This window comes from Nocardia sp. NPDC004604 (assembly GCF_040609795.1).
In the GTDB taxonomy this organism is placed as follows: Bacteria; Actinomycetota; Actinomycetes; order Mycobacteriales; family Mycobacteriaceae; genus Nocardia.
Genome location: NZ_JBEXLC010000063.1, coordinates 19,176 through 42,391, shown reverse-complemented (window position 1 = coordinate 42,391; position 23,216 = coordinate 19,176). Strand labels below are relative to the sequence as shown.

The 23,216-nt window shown below is 65.7% G+C and carries 27 protein-coding genes; 14 read left to right on the top strand and 13 right to left on the bottom strand.

The genetic code is table 11. The features are described 5' to 3' along the window. Window positions 1–25: 25 nt before the first annotated feature. The 9 genes from ABZW16_RS22940 (at window position 26) to ABZW16_RS22900 (ending at window position 8,982) form a co-directional block, all read left to right on the top strand. Window positions 26–1,063: a TIGR03842 family LLM class F420-dependent oxidoreductase gene (locus tag ABZW16_RS22940; RefSeq protein WP_354958004.1), complete on the top strand. Its 1,038-nt coding sequence runs from the start codon at window positions 26–28 to the stop codon at window positions 1,061–1,063. Window positions 1,064–1,151: 88 nt separating this feature from the next. Beyond that, the gene (locus tag ABZW16_RS22935; protein ID WP_354958003.1) at window positions 1,152–2,027 is read left to right on the top strand and encodes an ABC transporter permease subunit; all 876 of its coding nucleotides are present in this window, start codon (window positions 1,152–1,154) and stop codon (window positions 2,025–2,027) included. After that, complete coding sequence (locus ABZW16_RS22930; RefSeq protein ID WP_354958002.1) at window positions 2,024–2,926, top strand: ABC transporter ATP-binding protein; 903 nt, start codon at window positions 2,024–2,026, stop codon at window positions 2,924–2,926. The genes ABZW16_RS22935 and ABZW16_RS22930 overlap by 4 nt, the downstream gene beginning before the upstream one ends. Further along, window positions 2,923–3,699 carry an ABC transporter permease subunit gene (locus tag ABZW16_RS22925; protein WP_354958001.1) on the top strand — a complete coding sequence of 259 codons (777 nt, stop codon included), beginning with the start codon at window positions 2,923–2,925 and terminating at the stop codon, window positions 3,697–3,699. Before ABZW16_RS22930 ends, ABZW16_RS22925 begins: the two co-directional genes overlap by 4 nt. Beyond that, window positions 3,696–4,838 carry an ABC transporter substrate-binding protein gene (locus ABZW16_RS22920; RefSeq protein ID WP_354958000.1) on the top strand — a complete coding sequence of 381 codons (1,143 nt, stop codon included), beginning with the start codon at window positions 3,696–3,698 and terminating at the stop codon, window positions 4,836–4,838. The genes ABZW16_RS22925 and ABZW16_RS22920 overlap by 4 nt, the downstream gene beginning before the upstream one ends. Next, window positions 4,839–6,146 (top strand): aspartate aminotransferase family protein, encoded by a 1,308-nt coding sequence (locus ABZW16_RS22915; protein WP_354957999.1) that lies wholly within the window; start codon window positions 4,839–4,841, stop codon window positions 6,144–6,146. A 95-nt stretch (window positions 6,147–6,241) separates the two neighbouring features. Further along, window positions 6,242–7,777, top strand: a complete 1,536-nt coding sequence (locus ABZW16_RS22910) for a glycosyltransferase family 39 protein (protein WP_354957998.1) — start codon at window positions 6,242–6,244, stop codon at window positions 7,775–7,777. 86 nt (window positions 7,778–7,863) lie between these two features. Further along, window positions 7,864–8,232 (top strand): arsenate reductase family protein, encoded by a 369-nt coding sequence (locus ABZW16_RS22905; RefSeq protein ID WP_354957997.1) that lies wholly within the window; start codon window positions 7,864–7,866, stop codon window positions 8,230–8,232. 69 nt (window positions 8,233–8,301) lie between these two features. After that, complete coding sequence (locus tag ABZW16_RS22900; protein WP_354957996.1) at window positions 8,302–8,982, top strand: TIGR00266 family protein; 681 nt, start codon at window positions 8,302–8,304, stop codon at window positions 8,980–8,982. 214 nt (window positions 8,983–9,196) lie between these two features. Here ABZW16_RS22900 and ABZW16_RS22895 read toward each other — a convergent pair whose 3' ends face one another. After that, window positions 9,197–9,706: an NUDIX domain-containing protein gene (locus ABZW16_RS22895; protein WP_354958011.1), complete on the bottom strand. Its 510-nt coding sequence runs from the start codon at window positions 9,704–9,706 to the stop codon at window positions 9,197–9,199. Window positions 9,707–9,783: 77 nt separating this feature from the next. On the opposite strand from ABZW16_RS22895, the gene ABZW16_RS22890 reads away from it, so the two are divergent. Further along, a complete protein-coding gene (locus tag ABZW16_RS22890) occupies window positions 9,784–10,161 on the top strand; it encodes a nitroreductase family deazaflavin-dependent oxidoreductase (protein WP_354957995.1) in 378 nt (125 codons plus the stop codon). 67 nt (window positions 10,162–10,228) lie between these two features. Here the strand turns inward: ABZW16_RS22890 and ABZW16_RS22885 are convergent, their stop codons facing one another. The 3 genes from ABZW16_RS22885 to ABZW16_RS22875 all read right to left on the bottom strand — a co-directional run bounded on the left by ABZW16_RS22885 (window position 10,229) and on the right by ABZW16_RS22875 (window position 12,460). Then, window positions 10,229–10,879: a slipin family protein gene (locus ABZW16_RS22885; protein ID WP_354957994.1), complete on the bottom strand. Its 651-nt coding sequence runs from the start codon at window positions 10,877–10,879 to the stop codon at window positions 10,229–10,231. Between the two features lie 306 nt (window positions 10,880–11,185). Then, window positions 11,186–12,070, bottom strand: a complete 885-nt coding sequence (gene yidC / locus ABZW16_RS22880; RefSeq protein WP_354957992.1) for a membrane protein insertase YidC — start codon at window positions 12,068–12,070, stop codon at window positions 11,186–11,188. 96 nt (window positions 12,071–12,166) lie between these two features. Next, the gene (locus ABZW16_RS22875; protein WP_354957991.1) at window positions 12,167–12,460 is read right to left on the bottom strand and encodes a DUF6412 domain-containing protein; all 294 of its coding nucleotides are present in this window, start codon (window positions 12,458–12,460) and stop codon (window positions 12,167–12,169) included. 95 nt (window positions 12,461–12,555) lie between these two features. On the opposite strand from ABZW16_RS22875, the gene ABZW16_RS22870 reads away from it, so the two are divergent. Then, window positions 12,556–13,008, top strand: a complete 453-nt coding sequence (locus ABZW16_RS22870; RefSeq protein ID WP_354957990.1) for a hypothetical protein — start codon at window positions 12,556–12,558, stop codon at window positions 13,006–13,008. A 3-nt stretch (window positions 13,009–13,011) separates the two neighbouring features. Here ABZW16_RS22870 and ABZW16_RS22865 read toward each other — a convergent pair whose 3' ends face one another. The 4 genes from ABZW16_RS22865 to ABZW16_RS22850 all read right to left on the bottom strand — a co-directional run bounded on the left by ABZW16_RS22865 (window position 13,012) and on the right by ABZW16_RS22850 (window position 16,456). Then, the gene (locus ABZW16_RS22865; protein ID WP_354957989.1) at window positions 13,012–13,893 is read right to left on the bottom strand and encodes a sterol desaturase family protein; all 882 of its coding nucleotides are present in this window, start codon (window positions 13,891–13,893) and stop codon (window positions 13,012–13,014) included. Window positions 13,894–13,945: 52 nt separating this feature from the next. Further along, window positions 13,946–14,764 carry a helix-turn-helix domain-containing protein gene (locus ABZW16_RS22860; protein ID WP_354957988.1) on the bottom strand — a complete coding sequence of 273 codons (819 nt, stop codon included), beginning with the start codon at window positions 14,762–14,764 and terminating at the stop codon, window positions 13,946–13,948. Window positions 14,765–14,998: 234 nt separating this feature from the next. Then, window positions 14,999–16,171: a helix-turn-helix domain-containing protein gene (locus ABZW16_RS22855; RefSeq protein ID WP_354957987.1), complete on the bottom strand. Its 1,173-nt coding sequence runs from the start codon at window positions 16,169–16,171 to the stop codon at window positions 14,999–15,001. A 21-nt stretch (window positions 16,172–16,192) separates the two neighbouring features. Further along, the gene (locus tag ABZW16_RS22850; RefSeq protein WP_354957986.1) at window positions 16,193–16,456 is read right to left on the bottom strand and encodes a fatty-acid--CoA ligase; all 264 of its coding nucleotides are present in this window, start codon (window positions 16,454–16,456) and stop codon (window positions 16,193–16,195) included. 410 nt (window positions 16,457–16,866) lie between these two features. Between ABZW16_RS22850 and glnA the strand changes: the two genes are divergently transcribed. Next, window positions 16,867–18,300, top strand: a complete 1,434-nt coding sequence (gene glnA / locus ABZW16_RS22845) for a type I glutamate--ammonia ligase (RefSeq protein WP_354958010.1) — start codon at window positions 16,867–16,869, stop codon at window positions 18,298–18,300. Window positions 18,301–18,312: 12 nt separating this feature from the next. Here the strand turns inward: glnA and ABZW16_RS22840 are convergent, their stop codons facing one another. Further along, entirely contained in the window at window positions 18,313–19,089 is a 777-nt protein-coding gene (locus ABZW16_RS22840) for an AraC family transcriptional regulator (protein ID WP_354957985.1), read from the bottom strand. Window positions 19,090–19,134: 45 nt separating this feature from the next. On the opposite strand from ABZW16_RS22840, the gene ABZW16_RS22835 reads away from it, so the two are divergent. Continuing rightward, window positions 19,135–20,004 carry an alpha/beta hydrolase gene (locus ABZW16_RS22835; RefSeq protein ID WP_354957984.1) on the top strand — a complete coding sequence of 290 codons (870 nt, stop codon included), beginning with the start codon at window positions 19,135–19,137 and terminating at the stop codon, window positions 20,002–20,004. 271 nt (window positions 20,005–20,275) lie between these two features. On the opposite strand, the gene ABZW16_RS22830 is transcribed toward ABZW16_RS22835, so the two are convergent. Together ABZW16_RS22830 and ABZW16_RS22825 are read right to left on the bottom strand one after the other, a co-directional pair. After that, window positions 20,276–20,533: a hypothetical protein gene (locus tag ABZW16_RS22830; protein WP_354957983.1), complete on the bottom strand. Its 258-nt coding sequence runs from the start codon at window positions 20,531–20,533 to the stop codon at window positions 20,276–20,278. Further along, a complete protein-coding gene (locus ABZW16_RS22825) occupies window positions 20,530–21,117 on the bottom strand; it encodes an alpha/beta fold hydrolase (RefSeq protein WP_354957982.1) in 588 nt (195 codons plus the stop codon). The genes ABZW16_RS22830 and ABZW16_RS22825 overlap by 4 nt, the downstream gene beginning before the upstream one ends. Before the next feature lie 61 nt (window positions 21,118–21,178). Between ABZW16_RS22825 and ABZW16_RS22820 the strand changes: the two genes are divergently transcribed. Continuing rightward, window positions 21,179–21,793 (top strand): TetR/AcrR family transcriptional regulator, encoded by a 615-nt coding sequence (locus ABZW16_RS22820; RefSeq protein WP_354957981.1) that lies wholly within the window; start codon window positions 21,179–21,181, stop codon window positions 21,791–21,793. Here the strand turns inward: ABZW16_RS22820 and ABZW16_RS22815 are convergent, their stop codons facing one another. Beyond that, entirely contained in the window at window positions 21,794–22,321 is a 528-nt protein-coding gene (locus tag ABZW16_RS22815; RefSeq protein ID WP_354957980.1) for an NUDIX domain-containing protein, read from the bottom strand. Window positions 22,322–22,340: 19 nt separating this feature from the next. After that, window positions 22,341–23,066: a hypothetical protein gene (locus ABZW16_RS22810; protein ID WP_354957979.1), complete on the bottom strand. Its 726-nt coding sequence runs from the start codon at window positions 23,064–23,066 to the stop codon at window positions 22,341–22,343. Window positions 23,067–23,216 lie beyond the last annotated feature (150 nt).

Here is a 23,216-nt window from a genome sequence, read left to right as displayed (position 1 = left end):
CTTGACCCGAAATGGAGAGTGCCGCATGGATATCGGTGTGGTGCTGCAATGCACACCTCCCGCCTCGCGGGTGGTCGAATTGGCCAGGCAGGCGGAGACACACGGCTTCTCGCATGTGTGGACCTTCGATTCGCACCTGCTGTGGCAGGAGCCCTATGTCATCTACAGCCAAATTCTCGCCGCCACCCGCAAGGTCGTCGTCGGCCCGATGGTCACCAATCCGTCCACCCGGGACTGGACGGTTACCGCGTCGACCTTCGCGACGCTCAACGATATGTTCGGCAACCGCACCATCTGCGGTATCGGCCGCGGCGACTCCGCGGTCCGCACCCTCGGCGGCCGACCGGCCACATTGGCGACATTGCGCGAAGCCATCGAGGTGATCAGGGAACTCGGCAATGGCCGCAGCGCCCGCGTCGACGACACCATCGTGCGCTTCCCGTGGGCCAGTGCCTCGCGACTGGAAGTGTGGGTGGCCGGATACGGGCCGCGTGCGCTCGAGCTGACAGGTGAGGTCGCGGACGGATTCATCCTGCAGCTGGCCGATCCGGATATCACCGCGTGGACGATTGCCCGGGTCCGTGCTGCTGCCGAGCAGGCGGGCCGCGATCCCGGATCGGTGAAGATCTGTGTTGCCGCACCGGCCTACGTCACCGACGGATCCGCCGCCGCGATGGCGCACGCCCGCGAACAGTGCCGCTGGTTCGGTGGCATGGTCGGCAATCACGTCGCCGATATCGTCGCGAAATACGGTACCGACGGTGATATTCCGCATGCGCTCACCGATTACATCGCGGGCCGCCGCGGCTACGACTACAACGAGCACGGCCGGGCGGGCAATACGCACGCCGAATTCGTGCCGGATGCGATCGTGGACCGCTTCTGCCTGATCGGCACGCCCGACGAGCAACTGGCCCGGCTGCACGAACTGGAGAAGCTCGGCGTCGACCAGTTCGCGGTCTACCTCCAGCACGACGCCAAGACGGCCACGCTGGAGGCATACGGGGAGTCGGTGCTGCCACGGTTGGCGCATCCGGTCACTGCGACGGAGGGCGCCGAATGATCGTCGCGATGGTGGTGACCCTCGCGCTCGCGGAGTCCGAGGCGGAGCCGGTTGCGGTATCGGCGGGTGATCGATGAGAGCGGGAGCAATGCGGGCACGGCAGGTCGGCTATGCGGTCGGCGTTGCGGTGCTGGTCATCGCGGTCTGGGAGCTCGTCAAGTACTTCGTGCCCGAGCGCGGGGTGAGCATCGGTGACACCCGGATCCTGCCGCGCACGAGTGATGCTGCGCTGCCGCATGTTTGGTCGGTCATCACCGTACTCGGCGATAAGGACGGCACCGGCACCGTTGGTGCGACACTGCTGCGCACGGCCGGATTCACCTTCGGGCTCGCGATGCTGGCACTGGTGATCGGCACTGTGGTCGGCACAGCCCTCGCGGTGGTGATGCAGCGCTTCGCCTTCGTCGAGCGCGGATTGCTGCCCTATATCGTGGTCTCGCAGACGGTTCCGCTGATCGCGCTGGCGCCGCTGGTGGCCGGATGGGGCGGCAAGATCGTCATCGCCGGGCAGCCGTGGCGGCCGTGGATGAGCATCGCGGTCATCGCGTCGTATCTGGCCTTCTTCCCGGTCGCGGTCGGCATGCTGCGCGGCCTGCAGGCACCGTCGAAGGCGTCGGTGGAACTGCTGCACAGCTACTCGGCCAGTTGGTGGGAGACATTGGTGCACTTGCGGTTTCCCGCCGCGGTGCCGCATTTCCTGCCCGCACTGCGCTTGGCCGCGGCGGCATCGGTGATCGGTGCGGTGGTCGCGGAGATCTCCACCGGTACAGCGGGTGGTATCGGCCGCCAGATCATTGTCTTCGCACAGCAGGCCACCGGCGATGCGGCCCGGCTGTACGCGGCCGTGCTCGCCGCGGCACTGCTCGGTGTTGCCGTCACCGCCGTCGTCGGCCTGGCCGAAATGGCACTACGTCGTTACAGCCGTCCCGCCGGGGCGCGCGGCTCTTCAGGAGGTACTCGTTGACCGGGAAAGTGGAATCGGCCGCCACGCATACCGAGGCGGCCGACGAGCCGATCGAGGCATCGGATCCGGTCGGCGTCGAGGCCGATGATGTCGCGGCGGTCGACCTCACGAATGTCGGGAAGATCTTCGACGCGGGTTCGGTCACCGCGCTGGCCGATGTATCGCTGAAAGTGCGCGCGGGGGAGTTCGTCTCGCTGATCGGGCCGTCTGGCTGCGGTAAATCCACCCTGCTACGCATCATCGCCGATCTGGAACAGCCGACCAGCGGCGGCCTGACCGTACACGGCAAATCCGCTCGGCAGGCCAGGATCGACCAGGACTACGGCATCGCCTTCCAACAGGCGGGCCTGCTCGACTGGCGCACCGTACAGGCCAATGTCGAACTGCCCCTCGAACTGCACAGGGTCCCCAAGGCCGAAAGACGCAAGCGCAGTGCGGAACTCCTCGAAATGGCCGGTCTCACCGATTTCGCCCACCGCTATCCGGCGGAACTGTCCGGCGGCATGCAACAGCGCGTGGCGATCGCCAGGGCATTGGCCCGCAAGCCTTCGCTGCTGCTGATGGACGAACCATTCGGCGCGTTGGACGAGATGACCCGCGAACGCATGCAGGGCGAGCTACTGCGCATCGCCGGAGAGACCGGTGCCGCGGTGGTCTTCGTGACGCACTCGATTCCCGAGGCGGTCTTCCTCTCCGACCGCGTGGTGGTCATGTCACCGCGGCCGGGCCGCATCACCGAAATCGTGCCGACCGGCGGCTGGGGCCGTGAGGCGGGCGTCAGCGGCGACGATATCCGTTCCAGCGAGGCCTTTTTCGAGGCCGTCGCCGCGGTTCGCACCGCGCTGCGCGGTGGACACGAGGCGGCCGACATCATCGTGGCGGGACGGGATATGCGATGAGAACCTGGCTACCACCGGTAGTTTTCGGCGTCGGCGGCCTGGCGCTATGGCAGATGCTGACCGTAGTGGCCGGCGTGCCCTCGTTCCTGCTGCCCGCACCAACCGCGATAGCGAAACAGTTCACCGAGAATTTCGACCGCATCGTCGATGCCGCCACCGCCACCGGCACCAATGCCCTCATCGGATTACTGGTCGGCGCCGTCCTCGGCATTGTCGCGGCCATGCTGGCGGTGCGGTTCCGGCTGGTCGAGGGCCTATTGACGCCGCTGGCCGCCGCGGCGGCCGCGGTACCGATCGTCGCGCTCGCCCCGCTGCTGAATTCGATGTACTCGACCACCACCGACATTCCGCGCCGCATGGTGGTCGCGATTGTGGTGTTCTTCCCGATGTTCGTCAGCACCGCGCGTGGTCTGCGGCAGGTTCCGCAGGTGCATGCCGATCTGATGACCTCGTATGCGGCGGGCGGCTGGCAGATCACTCGCATGGTGCGCTTGCCCGCCGCGCTGCCGTACCTGTTCACCGGTCTGCGCATTGCGGCGCCGGGGGCGGTGATCGCGGCCATCATTGCCGAATACTTCGGCGGCCTGCAGAACGGACTCGGCAGTCGGATCACCTCGGCCGCGGCGAATACCGCCTATCCACGGGCGTGGGCCTATGTGGTCGGCGCCATGATCGTCGGCCTGATCTTCCTCGCCGTCGTGCTGATCCTCGAACAACTGACCCGCCGACCTCGGACCATCCTGATTCGTAATATCTTTGGGAGATCAAAATGAGAAGTAACACAGGGCGTTTGCGTGCTTGTCTCGCGCTGGCGGCGTTGGTGGCGGCCGCGCTGACCGGCTGCAGCACCACCGACAACAGCTCGGGGACCACCGCCGAAGGGCTGACCAAGGTCCGGTTACAGCTGCAGTGGTTCAAACAGGGCCAGTTCGCCGGTTATCTGGCCGCCGTGGACCAGGGCTTCTACCGGGAGCAGGGCCTATCCGTCGAAATCCTCGACGGTGGTACCGATATCGTGCCGCAGACGGTGCTGGCGCAGGGCCAAGCCGATTACGCGATCGCCTGGGTGCCCAAGGCGCTCGCCTCTCGTGAGGCCGGGGCGGGCATTACCGAAGTGGCCCAGATCTTCCAGCGCTCGGGCACCAAGCAGGTCTCGTTCAAGTCCGACAATATCTCGGGCCCGGCCGCACTGCGCGGCAAGACCGTCGGAAACTGGGGTTACGGCAATGAATTCGAGCTGTTCGCCGGAATGACGAAGGCGGGCATTGATCCGGCCAGGGACGTGAAGCTGGTCCAACAGCAGTTCGATATGAACGCCTTCCTCGCCAAGGACATCAATGCCGCCCAGGCCATGTCCTACAACGAGTACGCCCAGCTGCTGGAGACAAAGAATCCGGCTACCGGAAAGCTCTACACCGCAGACGATTTCGCCACCATCGACTGGAACGATGAGGGCGTGGCCATGCTGCAGGACGCGATCTGGGCGAATTCGGAGCGGCTGAAGGATTCGAAATACCAGGACCAGACCGTGAAATTCATTACGGCCTCGCTGAAGGGCTGGGCGTTCTGCCGCGACCGTGTCGACAAGTGCCGCGATATCACGGTGGCCGCGGGCAGCACCCTCGGCTCGACCCATCAGCAGTGGCAGATCAATGAGGTCAACAAGCTGATCTGGCCCTCGCCCAACGGTGTCGGCATGATCGATAAGACCGCGTGGGACCGCACCGTGAAAATCGCCGAGGAGACCAAGAATCAGGAGGGTGTCACGGTGCTGAAGAAGGATCCCGACGCGGGCGCGTTCACCAATGAATACGTCACCAAGGCATTGGATCTGCTGAAATCCGGTGGCACCGACGTCACCGGATCGGGATTCACGCCGCAGCAGGTGACCCTGACCGAAGGCGGCAAATAGGTGGTCGATCATGTCTTCTATCCCTGGAGCGCCCAGGCCACACTGAATCCGGTCCCGATCGTCGGCGCGTCGGGTTCGTGGTTCTGGGAGGAGAGCGGCAAGCGCTACCTCGACTTCTCCTCCCAACTGGTGAATGTCAATATCGGCCACCAGCATCCGGATATCGTCGCCGCGATCATCGAACAGGCGCAGAAGCTCACCACCATCTCGCCGATCGTCGGCAATGAGGCGCGCAGCGAACTGGCCAGGCTGATCGTCGAACGCGCACCCGGCGAGCTGAATCGCATACTGTTCACCACCGGTGGTGCCGAGGCCGTCGAACATGCGGTGCGACTGGCGCGCAGTTACACTGGCCGCACCAAAATGCTGGCCGCCTATCGCTCCTATCACGGCGGCACCGGTGTCGCCATCGGTCTGACCGGTGAGCCGCGGCGCTGGGGTGCGGAGCCGACCAATGTCGACGTGGTCCGCTTCTTCGGGCCGTATCCCTACCGATCTCCTTGGGAAACAACAACTCCCGAGGAAGAGACGGCGGCGGCGCTGCGGCATCTGCGCCAGGTCATCGAGTTGGAGGGGTCGCAGCACATCGCCGGGCTGATCATGGAGACCGTCGTCGGCACCAACGGTGTTCTGGTGCCGCCGCCCGGATATCTCGCCGGTGTGCGGGCGCTGTGTGACGAATTCGGCATCGTCTATATCGCCGATGAGGTGATGGTCGGATTCGGCCGGGTCGGCGAGTGGTTCGCGGTGCAGGCCTTCGGCGTGGCACCCGACATCATCACCTTCGCCAAGGGCGTGAACTCCGGCTACGTCCCGCTCGGCGGTGTGCTGATGGCCGAGCGGATCGCTCAGCGCTACGACAATACGGTCTATCCCGGCGGGCTGACCTACGCGGGCCACCCCCTGGCCTGCGCGGCGGCCGTCGCCTCGATCGGTGTCTTCGAACGCGACGGCATTCTCGACCATGTCCGCTCGGTCGGCGCCGATGTGCTCGGAAAAGGGCTGGCGGACTTGGCATCTCGCCATCCCAGTGTCGGCGAGGCGCGGGGTCTCGGATTCTTCTGGGCGCTGGAGCTGGTGCGCGACCCGCAGACCAGGGAACCGCTGATTCCGTTCGCCGCCGCGGGTTCGGCCGCCGAACCGATGAACCGGGTCACCGCCGCCGCCAAGGAACGCGGGCTGTGGCCGTTCAACGCGGGCAACCGCTTTCAGATCGCACCGCCGCTCACCACGACGGCGGATGAGCTGCGCACCGGATTGGATATTGTCGACGAGGTGCTCGATATCGCCGACGAATACGTGCGGTAGTGGCAGGCCGCGCCGACCGACCATGCGGGTAGTCCGCGACGGCCATTTCCCGCTAGATTCGATACGTCCACCTCGGAACTCCTCCAGGAGCTGGCGTGACCGATATCGAAGATCGTCAGAAGCTGGCCACCTCGCCCGAGGAGCGTCCGGCGCTGGCGATCGCGGGCGTCGGCGCGGTCGCGGCGCTGGCGCTTGCGGTCCTGCTGTTCTCCGCGAGCCGGTACGACTACTTCGGCGATGAGCTGTATTTCCTCGCGGCGGGGCGGCGGCCCTCGTTCGGTTACGCCGATCAGGGGCCGGTGCTGCCGATGCTGGCGCGCCTGATGGACACGATCGCGCCGGGCAATTTCTTCGTGCTGCGGCTGCCGGTGGTGGCGCTGACCGTGCTCGGTGTCGTGCTGTGCGCGGTGATAGCGCGGGAACTCGGCGGCGGCCGCGGTGCGCAGATCTTCGCCGCGATCGGCTACGCGACCTCGCCGTTCCTGCTGCTCCAGGGCAAGATGCTGACGACCAATGCGGTCGATACCGTGCTCTGGGTGATCATCACCTGGCTGATCGTGCGCTGGGTGCGGACCCGCCGCGATCGCCTGCTGCTGTGCGCGTCCCTGGTGACCGCGGTCGATATGCAGGTGAAATGGTTGATTCCGTTCTTCTGGATCGCCGTCGCGGTGGCTTCGCTGATCTGCGGCCCGCGCGAACTGCTGCGGCGGCCGCTGTTGTGGCTCGGCGGGGCGATCGTGGTGGCTGCGACGGTGCCGTCGCTGATCTGGCAGGCACGCCAGGATTGGCCGCAGCTGTCGATGGGCGGGGTGATCAGCAGCGAGCAGGGCATTCTCGGCGGTCGGGTGATGTTCGTGCCGCTCGCGGTGCTGCTGGCCGGGTACTTCGGCGCGGTGCTGCTGATGTACGGCGTGTGGGCGTTGCTGTTCCATACCTCGCTGCGGCCGTACCTGTTCCTCGGCGCGACCCTGCTGATACTGGTCGCCACCTTTCTGGTGGTCGGCGGGCGGATCTACTACGTGGCCGGGATGTACGGCGTGGTGCTCGCCGCGGGTGCGGTCGGTCTCCATGAATTGGCGTGTCGACTGGATCCCGTACCGCGACGCTGGGTCGCCGGTGCCGGTGCTGCGCTCGCCGCGGTGGCCACGGGCTTTCTGCTGTGGTCGACTCCATGGCGCGGCGCCGCCCAGGTCGAGCCGCCCGCCAATGCCGCCGAGGCCGCCGTCAATATCGGCGTCTACGGCGAATTCGGCTGGCCGGAGCTGACCTCCGCCGTCAGCAAGGCCTACGACTCGCTCACCCCGGCCGAACGCACCGACGCCATCATCGTCACCGACACCTACTGGCAAGCCAGCGCGCTGGACCAATTCGAGCGCGCCAACCTGCCCCCGATCTACAGCCCCAGCCGCGGCTTCGGATACTTCGGCACACCCTCTGACACCGCGTCGGCAGTCATCGCCGTCGGCGTCAACGATGGCCTCCTGCACTGGGATTTCGACAACTGCGCACCGGTCGCCAAGGTGGACAGCCGAATCGGCTACCCGGGCAACACCCAGGACGTCACGGTATGGACCTGCACCGGCCTGCGCCATTCGTGGTCCGAGGTGTGGCCGAACTGGATGCACCTGTAATCGGTTCAGTCGAGCGCCCCCAGGTGCGCCGGGTTTCGGTCGGCCGGTGCGGACCGAAACCCGGCGGCCATGGTTAATTGGAAGCCATGACATCTGGGCAGACCGAGATCTGGCACAACCCGCGGTGTACCAAGAGCCGCAATGCGACCACGCACCTGGACGAGGCCGGCGTCGCGTACACGGTGCGGCGCTACCTCGACGATCCGCCGACCGTTGCCGAACTGCGCGCCGTGCTGAAGCGGCTGGGAGCCGAACCGTGGGATATCACCAGGACAGGTGAGGAGATCGCCAAGGATCTGGGCATGTCCGGATGGGGACGGACCCCGGCCGATCGGGATAAGTGGCTCGAGGCGCTGGCAACGAATCCCAAACTGATCCAGCGCCCGATCGTGCTCACCCCGGACGGTGGCGCGGTGGTCGCGCGGGACGAGCAAGCACTGCGTTCGTTGGGCTGATCCGAAACCCTCGATATCGGCCTCGATTCGGCCCGCCTTTCGGTGCGAATCAGCCGGTAGGGTCGGCGTATGAAGGTACAACTGCGTCATAGTCCGGCCTCTGCGGTCGCTCGGTGCTTCCTCGCGGGCGGCGAGCCGATGCGGGTCGAGAGCGGCGCCATGGTCGCGCATTCGGCGGGAGTTTCGTTGCAGGCCAAGGCCGAAGGCGGCATCCTCGCCGGGCTGAAGCGTTCGGTGCTCGCGGGCGAATCGTTTTTCGTCTCGACCTTCACCGCGCCGCCGCAGGGCGGCTGGGTGGACGTGGCGCCCGCACTACCCGGTGACATGCTGAATCTGCAGATCACGCCCGATCGGCCGTTCTTCATCAGCCGCGGCGGCTGGATCGCCAATTCGCACGGCGTGCAGGTGGAGGGCAAGTGGGGTGGTTTCGCGAACCTGTTCGGTGGTGAGGGCGGATTCGGTCTGCGCGCGCACGGCGACGGTGAGGTGGTCGTCGGTGTGTTCGGCGCGATCGATGTCATCGATCTGCAGCCGGGTGAGCCGGTCACCATCGATACCGGGCATGTGGTGGCCTATGACCTGGCCATGAACTTCACCATCCGGCGCGCGGTCTCCGGGCGGTCCATCCAGTCGCTCAAGTCGGGTGAGGGCTTCGTCTTCGACTTCACCGGACCCGGCCGGGTCCTGCTGCAGACCCGCAATCCGGGCGCCTTCGCCGCCTGGGCCGGATCGGTGGCGTCCTCGGGGTAGTCGCCCGACTTCACGGCCTCCTTACCTGCTGGACATCTCGATCATGCAGAATGCAAATTTCATATCGGGTCCAGCAAGGGAATGTACATGGAGCTCCTCGAAGTCGTCGCAAACCTCTTTACCCAGGTCATGGGTGCTATGAGCGGCAGCGCCGCCTGACGGATTTGCGGCTCATCGGCCCATCAGGTCTACGACCTGATGGGCCGATGCCATATCAGGCGAGAAGTTGGCCGGTGAGGATGCGGGTGTCGGGTACGAACGCCCACGTCGGATCGGCCAGATGTCGGCGGAGTTCGGCATCGGTCCACCACCAGCCGTCCGCGATCTCCTCGGGCTGGTGGCGAATGGGTCCGTCGTAGCGCAGCTCATAGGCGAACAGATGACAGCGCATCGGTGCGCCCTGCCAGATGCCGTCCCAGGACGCGCGGGCCCGTAGCGGTAGCGGGGGCGCGTCGGCGGGCAGAATGATGCCCAGTTCCTCGGCGAGTTCACGCACCGCGGTCTGCGCCGGGGTCTCGCCCGGATCGACGACACCACCGGCCAGGCAGTCGTGCATGCCAGCGAACACCATCTTCGTCTCGGTGCGACGGTGCACATAGATCCGTTCACCGTCGCCGGAGCGCACCAGCACGCCCGCGCTGGCATGCCAGATCCCGTCGCGATAGACGGTGGCCCGGTCGGCCGCGCCGATCTCGCGGCCCGCGGCGTCATAGACGGCGATCATCTCCGAGTGAGGGTGCACAGCCACCGGTCGAGGGTAACCTGATCACCGCACTCCGCCCTGAGAGAGGACCGCTCCCGATGGTGCTTCCGCGAGCACTTGCGAAATTGAACCGCCATGTCACCAATCCGATCCTGGGCCGATTGGCCGGTCGGGTTCCGCCGATGAGCATGGTCGTCCACAAAGGACGAAAATCCGGGCGCCCCTATAGAACTCCGGTGTTGGCGTTCGACGGCGACGGCGTCTACTGCATCGCGCTGACCTACGGCCGCGATGTCGACTGGGTCAAGAACATCACGGCCGCAGGCGGTTTCGAGCTCGAGACCAAGCGCACGGTCGTGCTGCTCGTCGATCCGGTCGTGCAGAACGACCCGTCGGCGCGGTGGGCGCCACCGGTCATCCGGCAGGCGCTGAAGGCGATGTCGGCCACCTACTACTTGCAGGCTCGTCAGGCGTAAGCAGCCCCTGTCGAATCACCGAAACCCCCTGTCCCAGTGGGCAGGGGGTTTCGGCATCGATAACGCCTCAGGCGCGCTCGCGTGGATCCAGCACCACCTGCACGCCCGGCGTGGCCGCGACCTGCAGGGTGCGCAGCCGCAGCAGCGCCGGGTGCTCCTCCAGCAGGCGTGCGGTATTGGCGAGCGAGCGCAGCGCGGCCGCCTCCGCACGGGCCCGTTCGAGTTCGGCACGGCCGCGCTCCTTGGCGAGCACGGTTTCCAGTGCCGCCCTGCGCAATTCACCCGGCAACATCAGGTCACGGGCAGTGACCCCGTCCACGCGCACACCGAGTCCGGTCACGGCCGTGGCGATTTCGACGAGATCACCGACGAGCAGCCCGCGGTCGGCGACGAGCTCATCGAGGGTGTGGCCCGCGACCGCTCGGCGTGCGGCATCCTGCACCGCGGCATAGAGCACCTGCTCCGGGTACTGTGCGCCGGTGGTGAATTGCTCCGGGGTGGTGACCTGCCAGTTCATCGCATAGCTGACCCGCAGCGCGAGGCCGTCGCGAGTGAGCAGTTCCTGGCCGCTGACGGTCAGCAGCCGGGGGCGCATATCCACGACGATCAGTGTGCAGCGCTTGTCGTCGTAGCGGTGGCGTCCCGGCTCGAGCACTCGCTCGAGTGTGCCGTCCCGGTACAGCAGCGTCCGCTGCCATGCCATAACCGTCGTGTACATATTTTCACTCCTCCCGCGGTGTGTGTCGTTGTCTGCCTTGCCATTTCGAATGTCACCCGGTCCCGGTCACGGAATCGCGGCGGGGGCGTCCCGCGGCCGGAGCCGCGGAGCCCGCAGAGCCGCTTTCCGTATCCGAACGGAACCGAGTGGCATCGCAGAGGAATCGAACCCCATCCAGGCTTTTCGCCCTTCGCCAGGTGCGAGACCGAGCCCGACACGGGGAACGCGGGCCGGAGATTCCGGTGCGCCCCTTGACTCGATCTTCGACAACCATAGGCATCACGACCGGGGCGCGCGAATGATTAATTACCGCCGCTGCCGCTCGGGTTTCACACCGGGTTTCGGGGCCGCGGCAACACGACGTGCGGCGACCTGCGTTGCCTCGGCGGCTGTTTCGGCATCGAGGCGCCGGTAGACGACATGCTGTTGCGCCAGTGTCCACGCATTGTTGGTGACGAAGTACAGCAGGATCGCCACCGGCAGCATCGCGCCGCCGACAATCGCGGCGGCGGGGAACACCCACAGGCTGAGGGTGCGCATGAAGGGAACCGCCGTGGTCCCGGTCTGGCGACCCATTGCCGCGCGTGCGGTGAAATGCGTTGCGACAGCGGCGATCAGCATCAGCGGTAGCGCCACGATTGCCACGGTGGAGAGCAATTCGCCCGCACCGGCGAGCGTTGCCGACAGCGGCGCACCGAACAGGTCGGCGTGCAGAAACGACTGCACATCGGTCGGGCCGAAGAGATAATTCGCGGTGGCGGCATTCTGTTCGGCCGTCATGGCCGCGGCACGGCCGACCGGTAGGTAGTCGAAGGTGCCGGTGCGGTCGAATGAGCGCAGCACATGGAACAGTCCGATGAAGACGAATACCTGGGCGACCAACGGAATCAGGCTGGTGAAGGGATTGACGCCGTTATCGGTGAACAGCTGTTGGATTTCGGTGTTCTTGCGACGCGGCTCGTCTTTGTACTTCTGCTGAATGGCTTTGACCCGCGGCTGCAGTCGCTGCATGACCGCCTGGGTGCGGGCCTGTTTCAGGAACGGAAAGAACAGCGCGGCCCGCAGGGTGATGACGAGAAATATCACCGCGAGCACCCAGGCGATGCCACTGGCGGGGCCGAGGGCGGCGGCAAAGGCGGTATGCCACACCCAGAGAATGGCGGACACCGGATAGTAGATGAAGTCGAGCATGGGAGCACCTGACTGTGCGAATGTGCGCACGTCGATGGGAACGGTCGGCCGAATCGCCTGAAGACCAGGCGGTACGCAGCGACTCGCGAGCAGTCGCTACGCGGCGGCGGATCCGGGTGCTCGGGGGCGCGGTCGTCCCGCGGTGTCGGGATTGCTCTGGCGTAGGAAGGAACCCCGGCGGCGGCGCTGCGCCGAAGGCGGCGGACCCGAGTGGGCCAGCGCCACCGGCAGTTGCGGGCTCCGCAATGCGGCCAGTGTCAGGGCCAGCGATGCGGCGATGACACCGAAGACGGCCAGTGCCGCCGGTTCATTCGCCGGAGCCGTCAGGGCGAATGCGGGGACGACGAGTGCGATAACCGCAAACGCCACCAGATGTACCCGCGAGAACATGCCAAGAGCCTACCGGCCGTCGACTCATCCCGGCGATATAGTGACCGGGCGCTCACCGAATTGATGATGTCCTCATCTATCGAAGGAGCAGTGCCGTGAATTCGTACGACTCTTTCTCCGATGACCCGGCGAGTTCCGAATATGCCGACTACGACCCGCGCCACTACGGTTTCGCGGGATCACCGGAGATCATGCCCCCATCGGTCCGCATGGCCCGGGCCCTGTCCTGGTTCCTGGCCGGACTCGGCGTGGCACTGATCGGCGTCTCGATCATTACCGGGAATCCGGATCTCGGGGGAGCGATCGCCTTCGGCTATCTGTCCGCCTGGCTGCTCGGCGGTGTCGCCTTCGCCTTCGCCATGGTAGGCCGGACCGTGCAGGTGGTCGGTGTTGCGCTCGCGGCCGTTTCCGGATTCCTGTGCCTCGGTCTGATGGCCGTCGGCCCGCTGCCGGGTTTGACGGGCCTGTGCCTGTCGTTCGCCATCATCGTGCTGCTGTGCAAGCGCGAATCCACGGCCTGGTTCCTGCGGCATCGATCGGCCACGTAAGGACTACATTTCGCAGCCGCCGTCCGCTGTGAACGGGTGGACGAGTTGGTCGACGTAGGCGGTCGGGTAATCGGGTTTCGCGGCCATACCGAGGTCGTCGGTGCCGAAACGTCGCGCCGGGTCATAGGAGTACGTGCGCAATAGATGATCCCAGATCAGTGTGAACAGGCCGAAATTGACATCGCCGATACCGGCGAACTTCAGGTGATGGAAGCGATGGCCCTCGTTCAGCGCCAGCAGGTATTTGGCCGGTCCGCTGCGGTAGTCGGCATCGGAGTGCTGCAGCAGCAGTTGGATCGCTACTGAAAGGGCAAGGGCGGCAGCCACATTCGACGGTAGTCCGATCAGGATGAGTGGTCCGACACCGGCTGCCATTTCCACGGTCTGGTGCAGTGGATGTTTCATCAGACCATTGAGGCCGTAGAACCGTTTGACGCTGTGGTGCACGGCGTGGAAGCGCCACAGGAACCCGATCTTGTGACTGGCCAGATGCACCAGGGTGATGCCGAGATCCGCGATCAGGATGGCGATCAGGACCTGGCACAGGAACGGCCACGATATCGGCCAGATGCCGGGAGCGGGCACGATGGCCGCGAGCAACGGGATCGCGGCGACGCTGAGCAGAATGAGCATTTCATTGACGAAGGCGTGGATGCGATCGCGCAGGGTGTCGTTCAGGTCGTGATTCCACTCGACCCGGTACGGAATCGCCCGCTCCACCAGAAATGACGCGATGATCGCGACCGCGAGCACGAGCAACAACCAAAACTTCGGCGCACCAATCGAACTCAGTGCGATGCCGATGCCGTTCAGGCCGATCAGCAGAAAGGGCACGTACCCGTAGCGCGCCAGACGCCGTATGGGGGTGCGGATAACGGTGGTCATCGGGCCAAGCCTGGTCGGCGAGGCCCGCGATCACTTGAACGATTCGGTCGACCTAGGGTGCGTCGCCGAGATCCCACTGGACGCGGCGGCTCAGCACCGACGGGGGCAGACCGAAGGTGCGGCGGCAAGTGCGGGTCAGATGGGAGCTGTCGGCGAATCCGGCGGCGTGGGCGGCGGCGGTCAGGTCGTCGCCGGAGCGGACGCGGGAGATCGCCACATGTAGTCGGAGCCACAGTATGTACGGGCGCAATGGAATTCCGACCTGCTCGGTGAACAGGTGGGTGAGCCTGGTCGCGGAGATGCCGACCCGACGCGCGACCTCCGCGCCGCGGATCGGTCCGTCGCCGACCAGCGACGGCAGCAGCTCGAGCACCTCGGTGACCGCCTCGTGGCGGCCCCGCTCGATATTCTGCGAATCATCGCGTTCGAGATCGTCGACGACCTCGGCGACCAGCTCTGCCAGGGTTTCCCGCTCCGGATCGATCGGCAGCGAATGTGCGCTGTCGGCCCAGCCGTAGTTGTGGGCCCTGCGGTCGGCGGCCGCCCCCGCGACGGATTCGGGGTCGAGATAGATGGCGGTGCCGCGTTCGGCGCCGGAGGCGATGCGATGCGGTGCGTCGGCGGGCACGATCACATGGGTGCCGTGATGCCGATTGCCGCTGGCGTCCACCACGACCACCGGCGTGCACGCGGCGAGCACCCGTACGGCGTGGTGGGCGTGCAATGCGGTGGGGCCGATGCTGCCGCCGAAGGCCAGCACGCCAGCGCGCAGCAGTGCGGTACCTTCCCAATGCAATTCACCGGGAGTCCCGGAGGCATAGTGCACGGATCGGGCGGAGGTGGCTGCCCCGTTGGTAACCAGAGCCTTCATCATCGGACGCTCCCGGGTGACTGCGAATCCCGAATCGGATCCCTCACGGAGACTATCCCGGTCACCCGGCCGCTGTCAGGGTAACGGCGACGCGTTCGAGGAACTCGGTGATCAAGGCACGGGCAGTAGGGGGTCCGGGAATCGGGCGCGCGGGAAATGCGGGAGGTCGCCGCCCGCGTTGTGCAGGAAGTCGCGCCAGCGTAGCCGGGGTCGGCCGAGTGCGCGTTCGGGCAGTCAGGGGGCGAAGTCCGCAGACTCGAGACGACGGGCCAGCCGGGCCGCGGACAGGGTCATCGCATCGGCGGGACGGTGCGGGTCCAGGCCGGTGAGTTCGTGTACGCGGGACAGCCGGTAGGTCACGGTGTTGCGATGCACGCTGAGTTGTCGCGCCGTCGCCAACTGGTTGAACCCGCTGTCGACGAACACCTCCAGTGTCTCCGCCAGCATCGGCTGGGTGTCCAGGGGGGCGAGCACCGAGGCCAGGCCCGGGCGGGCGGCATCGCTGACCGCGACCGTGTACTCGAACTGCAAATTCGTTCGGCGGCAAAGGATTTCGCGACGTTCCAGACAGCGGCCCAATTCGGCGAGCACCCGCGCCTCGGCGAATTTTGCCGGAATCTCCGCCCTGCTCGCCGCCGCGCCGACACCGACCCAGTACGGCGGCGACTGATCGGGCTGATGAGCGGGCAGTCGCGAAGTGAGGACGCCGACTGCGGCGCTACCGTCGTCGCCGGATTGCAGTGGGATCAGTGCGGTCCATCCGCCCGTGTCCAGCCGCAGGAAGACTCCCGGAATCGCCTCCACCCGGTGCCGCAGCGCCGACGCGTGCCCGCCACGGGTGCCGCACAGGCGGAAGACCGCGACAAGAAAGGCATCGGCGACCGGAATGACCGGATCATTGGCCCACTCGACCGGGTCGCGCCCGGTGAGCAGGGCGTCGGCGATGCCGCGGCGCCGTTCCACCAGTTCCCAGCGCGGATCGTGTGCGCGCTGGGTGGCCGCGGTGGCGATGCGGGTGGTCACCAGCGTGATGTACTTCAGCAGCACCAGTGCGGCATCGAGCATCAGGTCCAGCTCGGCCGCGGTGGCCGATTCGCGCAGTCGCTCCCAGATGAAGGCCGCGCCGAGGCGATAGCGGTCCAGGACTTCCGGCAGGGGTGTGCCATCGCGGAGCCGGTCCATGGCCAACTCGACGAGTTCCCTGGTGTCCTCCTCCGAGGGGTCGGTGCCCCCGCGCAGATACTCGAAGAACAGATCGACATTGAGCTTGGTGCCGCGCGCGAAATCGGTCTCCATCAGTGACTGCGGTAGCCGCGGATACGGCGGCATCGACGCGTAGAACCCGTCGACCAGTGCTGCGGCTCTGCGGTGCAGATCATCGAAGGCTCGGGTCCGCGTTGGCATCATATGAACTTCTCCGTCCCGGACTTACGAGTACAAGCGCTCGATCGTATCCGTGTAGCGGGCGGCGATCGAGGTGTGTTCGAGTTTGCCGGTCGCCGTCAGGACATCGCTGCCCGGCTCCGACACCTCGGGTAACACGATGCACTTCTTGATCTGCTCCACCCGGGAGAGTTTGCCATTGGCGGCGGCCGCACCTTGCTCGATTGCCGCCAAGACCTCCGGATTCTTCGCCAATTCGGCGACGGTGGTCGCGGTGAGCCGGTAGCGCTGTCTGATCGGTGAGACCAAGATCGGGCGGCATTGATGGGGCGCTGCGATGCCGCCTAGGTTGATCTCGATCGCGTGTCAGGCGTAGGCCGGGAGTTGAGCGATGGCCAGGGCTGCTGCGGTATTGGGGGACAGGTAATTTCGGCCCGGGCTACCCAGACGGCTCGTTGACGTTCTCGGCGAGATTATCGGTCGATACGGCGGTGACCTGGGCCGTACCGGAGTTGCGGACACGCCGGATCGGTCTGCTTCTCGCCTGGATTCGGGTCCGCCGCCGATGCCGAAGTCGTATCGTGAGACTCGGCGAGCAGGACCTGCCGTGACCCCGTGAACGGGTCCGGTTGTGATGGGACGGTCGCCTCGCCATCCGCGGATAGAAAAACCTGCGCCGCGAGAGCGAGGAGCGAGCCGTGCTGGAAGAGCGAGCAGCCTTGACTGCAACCACCGAGGGAGTGCTGGAATATATCTGCGCCGAAGAAGTCGAATACGTCGATATTCGATTCTGCGACGTTCCCGGTGTACAGCAACATTTTTCGATTCCGGCCGTAGCGTTCGGTGCGGATCTGGTCGATAACGGGATCGCCTTCGACGGTTCGTCGGTGCGCGGCTTCCAGTCGATCCACGAATCGGATATGTTGCTGCTGCCGGACCTGCGCACCGCGCAATTGGATCCGTTCCGTGCCGCGAAGACATTGAATCTGAACTGCTTCGTCCACGATCCGCATACCCATGAGGCCTATAGCCGTGATCCGCGCAATATCGCGCGCAAGGCCGAGGAGTATCTGAAGAGCACCGGCATCGCCGATACCGCCTATTTCGGCCCGGAAGCGGAGTTCTACATCTTCGATGCCGTGCGCTACGACACAAAGATGAACGGTGCCTTCTACGAGGTGGATTCTTCCTCCGCCGACTGGAACACCGGTGCCAAATACAATCCGGACGGCTCGATCAACCGCGGCTACAAGGTGCGCGCCAAGGGCGGCTATTTCCCGGTGGCTCCCTACGACGCCGACGTCGACGTGCGCGATCGGATGTGCACCAACCTGCAGAACGCGGGCTTCGAATTGGAGAAGGGGCACCATGAGGTCGGCACCGCGGGCCAAGCCGAGATCAACTATAAATTCAATACCCTGCTGGCGGCCGCCGATGATCTGCAGCTGTACAAGTACATCATCAAGAACACCGCGTGGGTCGAGGGCAAGACCGTCACCTTCATGCCCAAACCGCTGTTCGGCGATAACGGTTCCGGTATGCACGTGCACCAGTCCCTGTGGCTGGACGGAACGCCGCTGTTCTACGACGAATCGGGCTATGCGGGTCTGTCCGATCTGGCCCGGCACTATATCGGCGGCCTGCTACGCCACGCGTCGTCATTGCTCGCCTTCACCAACCCGACCGTGAACTCCTATAAGCGCCTGGTTCCGGGCTTCGAGGCCCCGGTCAATCTCGTCTACAGTCAGCGCAATCGGTCGGCGGCCGTCCGCATTCCGGTTACCGGTGCCGATCCGAAGGCCAAGCGCCTCGAATTCCGCTGCCCCGATTCTTCCGGGAATCCCTACCTGTCCTTCGCCGCCATGATGATGGCCGGTCTGGACGGTATTCGCCGCAAGATCGAACCCGCCGCGCCGATCGATAAGGATCTCTACGAACTCACTCCCGAGGAGTCCGCCGAGGTCACCCAAACCCCACCCAGCCTCGACAGCGTCATCGACCGCCTGGAAGCCGATAACGACTACCTCACCGAAGGCGATGTCTTCACCGACGACCTCATCCAAACCTGGATCCGGCTCAAGCGTGACAACGAGATCGCCGAAATCAACGTCCGTCCGCACCCCTACGAATTCGAACTCTATTTCGACGTATAGGCCCGTACCGGATCAGTCGATATGCAGTTCGCCCTTGATGGTGGTGAAGGCGGTGGGGGTGAGGCCGAACATGGCGCGGAAGGTGTCGCTGAAATGTGAAGGGGAGGCGAAGCCTGCGTCGACGGCGGCTCTGGTGAGGTCATGGCCCGCGGCATAGGCCTTGGCAACGCGGAGCATGCGCGCCCATTGCACATAGCGGCGGAAGCTGGTGCCGGTCTGTTCGGCAAAGGTGCGCAGGAAGTGGGAGGTGGATAGTCCTGCGGCACTTGCCTTTTCGGCGGCGCGCTGCTGTTGGGTCGGATCGGCGCGGATGGCCTCGGCGACGGCGGCGATGCGGGGATCGCGGATGGTGGGGACCGGGATGCTGGCCAGGTCGAGTAGCCGGTCGATATCCGGTGCCGGATCGGCGCACAGTTCGATCAACTCGGCCTCGTTCCGGTGGTCGGTGCGGTATCCGTTGACAGTGCGCCGCATGCCGCCGAGGCAGCGGGCCATGCTGGTCGAGGTCGGGTCGAAGAAGCAGAAGAGCTTGGGGACGTCGGTATCCAGGATGTGGTGGGTGACCCGGGCGCGGAACAGAAAACTGCGGGCGCTGATGTCCGGAGCGTCGGTGACGCGGACGCGGAATGGGCCGTCCAGTCCCACCCCGAGACTGGCAATCGCGGTGGAGTGCGCGCCAAGGGCCATACCGGGCCCGATGTAGATCGCGTGCCCGAGCCGTAGCCACAGCCGCGCCGGAGTGATCGCCGTGTCGAGAGCGCACGTTTCTGGAAGTGCCGACCGCGTCATATCCGCGACGATACCCAAAGACGCAGGACAGACGGGAGATCAAGGATGAAGCCGGATAGCGAAGCGGAGTCGAGCTTCGAACTGCGGGAGGTGACTGTCGACGGTGCGCAGCTGCGCTATGTCGATATCGGGCAGGGTGATCCGCTCGTGCTACTGCACGGCTGGCCGGAAAGCCATGCCGCGTGGCGACACCAGATCGGGCCGCTCGCCTTATCGCGCCGGGTCATCGTGCCGGACTGGCTCGGATGGGGTGCCTCCGACCGGGATGAGGCGCTCAGTTGTGACTACGACAGCGAGGTCGAACGTATCGGCCGCATGCTGGATGCCCTCGGCTTGGATCGCGTCGACCTGGCCTGTCACGACTACGGCGGCTTTCTCGGATCGGGTTTTGTGCAGCGTCATCCGGAACGGGTGCGCCGCTTCGCGATTCTGAATTCGCGGGCCCATGGCGTTTTTACGCTGCCGTACTACATCTTGTTCGGATTGCTGACGGTGCTTGCACGCACTGCACTGCTGCGTGCGCTGCTCACCACGCGACCGATCCGCTGGGTGCATCGCATCGGTCTCGCAAGCTACGTGCGCAACGGGTCCTTCGACACCGCCCAATTGGACCGGTACCTCGCTTTCCTGAATACTGCCGCGGGCCGCCGCTGGTACGCGCACTTCTGGTCCGGCTACCGCGTCCGGATCCGGCCGGAATTGGCCGCCGGACTCGATGCCATCGACTGCCCGACGACCGTGATCTGGGGCGACCGCGATCCGGCCATCCCCATGCGCACCGCCGAGGAACTCGCCGACCGCATTCCGTACGCCACGCTCGTCCGCATCGACGGCAGCCATTTCATCATGGAAGAACGCCCCGACGAGGTCACCGCGGCATTGCGGGCCTGGCTCCTGCGCCCGGCCACCCGCTGAGGGTGACTTCTACTGGAACCTCCGTGCCAGGGGCGTCCAGCAGTGCGGGCCTCGAATACTCGTGTGCTGGTTCACGATCCGCTGGCACGGTGAGGTCGTAGTGTCGCGGACTCGGTCGTAGCCGAACCTCGGTGCGTCATCTCGTACACGACATCCGAAAGTTCATGTGGCGCAACCTGATTTCACCCAGGCCAGCGCGGTCTCGACGTGCCCGATGCGTCGGGGTTCCGCTACAGCGGGAGGTGCGACGAGAGCTGTGCGGAACCCGTTGTCATCGCGTCAGCCAGCGCGCGCAGCGGCGGGTGAGGAACGGCATCACGACCCACACCATGGCCGCGACGGCGATCGGAACGATGATCGCCAGCCGTAGCGGCGGCGCCAGCGGCTCGAGCAAGGGGCCGGTAGCCGTCACCAGAACGGTGAGCAGCGGGTAGATCCCGACTACCGTCAGCAACCACAGTTTCCACTTGACCGGCGCCGCGGACTGCGTAGCAGGACTGAGGGTTTCGTTCGTCTGCTGCTGAGTCATCGGGTGGCCGCCAGGATTTCGTCGACCAGCCGAACGGCCTCGGGCAATTCGATGTGATCGTCGGGATGGTTGCCCAGGTGGCTACCGGTGGCGGTGAGCACCGCGCTGGCTGCCAATCCGCGGACCAGCAGTCCGACATGTGCGACCGGATCGGGCACGTTGACCGGATCGTCGGCGGCCGCCAGCACCCGGAACTCACGCGCCGCGCCGCGGATGCGCGCCCAGTCGAACGGCCCGTCGAAGAATTCGGCCAGCAGGTCATAGCCGACCTCGTGCGCGGCGGTGGATACCAGGACTACCCCGGCGAATTGCCCGGCCGCGGCGACATCGTGCTGTTCGAGCATCCGCAGCACATTGACGCCGCCGATGCTGTGGCCGACCAGCACGATATCGCGCGCCGGACCCGCCGCTGCCGCCGCCTCGGCGAAGGTCTTGCGCCACGAATCCAGCCGGGGCGCTTCGGGTTCGGGCAGATTCGGGATCGTCACCGCATGCCCCTGTGCGGCCAACTCCGCCGCGAAGTAGGGGAACCACACACTGTCGCTGCGAGCTCCGAGGCCATGGCTGACGACGATCGCACTCATTGATCACTCCACTCTGAATCGAAACGCTACGTAGCGTTTTGCAAACGATACACTGACCGGCATGGCCAACGGAAGTGATGCGGATGACAGCGCGGCGCCGCGCACCGGCGGGCGGATTCGCAGCCGGTCCGCGCGCGATGCGGTGCTGCGGGCAGCGGCCGAGTTGCTGGAGGAGCAGGGCTTCGGCAAGGTGACGATCGAAGGTGTCGCGGCCCGGTCGGGCGTCGCCAAGAGCACGATCTACCGCTGGTGGAAGTCGAAGGCGACCCTGGTAATGGATGCCCAAGGTGCCGCGGTCAGCGCGCGCATGCCGGACCCGGACACCGGATCGGCCGAGCGGGACCTGACCGTCTTCCTCGAGGCGCTCTACGGAGTCGTCGACTATCCGTTGCGGGTCAAGGCTTTGCGCGGGCTGATGGCCCAGGCCCAGCTGGACCCGGACTTCGCCGAGCCGTTCCGAGCGTGGGTGCAGACCCGGCGAGATGTCGTGGTTCGCATACTGAACCGCGGTGTCACGCGCGGTGAGCTCGCCGCCGACCTGGAGGTGGAATACGCCACCGACCTGATCTTCGGGCCGTTCTGGTACCGCCTGCTCGTTGAACACGCACCGCTGCGGCCGGAGCACGCGTCGGCCGATATCGCCAGGCTGCTCAGTGGATTTCGCGCACCGGAGTGATCATGCCCGATGGAATTCGATTGCGAGGGCGATCAATTCGGCCATATGGTCGCCGTCGCTTCGGGACCGGCGCATTGCTTCATCGGGCGCGAATGTGCCGACCTCGAGAATGTTCTCCGCATCATCGGGATTGGTCGGCGCGGAATCCAGCACTACATCCGCCGTACACCACAGCCATGCCTTGTGCGGATGCGGTTGCCAAGGATAATGCGGCGCAGGGCGATCGGTGGTCGTGTGGTGGGCTCCGAACGGGCGCACCGGTCCGGTCGGGCGGGCACCGGCCTCCTCCATGAGTTCGCGGCGCACACAGTCGTCGATCGATTCACCCGCTTCCCGGGTGCCGCCGGGCACGATCCAGATATCGCGATCGTCGCGGCACAGCACGATATCGGTGCCGATGAAGCAAATGACATGGATATTGGTGACGAGTTCGTCGGGCGGCAGATCGGTGGAGAACCGGACGTCCAGACCGCCCCATTCCCAGCGGGTCGGCGTGTGCAGCAACGGATATCGGTCGGCCAACGTCACACCGTCGACGCTAGTCCACTCACTCGGTTCCCGACTTGCCGATCTGGCAGTGGATGTGGTCGACGGAGCGGGTGTCGGGATGGTCGGGATGGTCGGGATGCCGGATGAAACTCGGATCGCCGATGGTGGAGATGGCGCACGCGGGATCGGGACTGTCGGAGCAGTCCTGCCATTCACTGGCCGCGAAATCGTAGACGCTGCGGAAGAAGTCGGCGACGAAGAGATCGCCGTCCGGGTCGCCGAGCGGACTCGCATCGGGTTCGTCGAGTCGGTAGCGCATCTGGGTGCCGCCGGGCCAGCTGCCACCGGGTGTCACGGCGGTCTCGACCGTGCCCCAGTGCGACGCCACGGTGATCCTGCGCGATACATCACCGACCGGCATGGTGACCCCGGCGAAATCCATGGCGCGGCCCTGGCCGTGACAGTCGACGCGCGGAGTGCCGTCCGGGTACTTCCCGCCGCCGTCCATCCCGAGCGCCGACAGCTCGGTGACGCCGAAGTTGGCGGCTAGGAAACGACAGAATCGCACCAGCGCCAACGCATTTCGCGGATCCAGGCGCTTGGGAGTGGCCGGGGTGTTGCCGCGGCGGATGATCACCCCGGCGAGACCGCCGGGTTGGTGCCGCCCCGAGTGCGGGTCGAATCCGGCGAATCCGACCAGGGCCGGTGATCCGGGCCCGTCGAAGCGGATCAGGTCCTCGCTCGCGAGTCGTTCGAGCTCGGCGAATGCGTGGTCCTTACTCATTGCTCGGGCCGGTTCCGACACGACGCACCTCCGATACAACCGAATCGATACGCCGACCCAGTTTGGTGACGCAGCGTCAGAATCTGGCACCCGCGCGAAAAGAACACGAGTAGTCCTGTACTCGTGTTCTTTCCGGCGCGCGCTCGACCG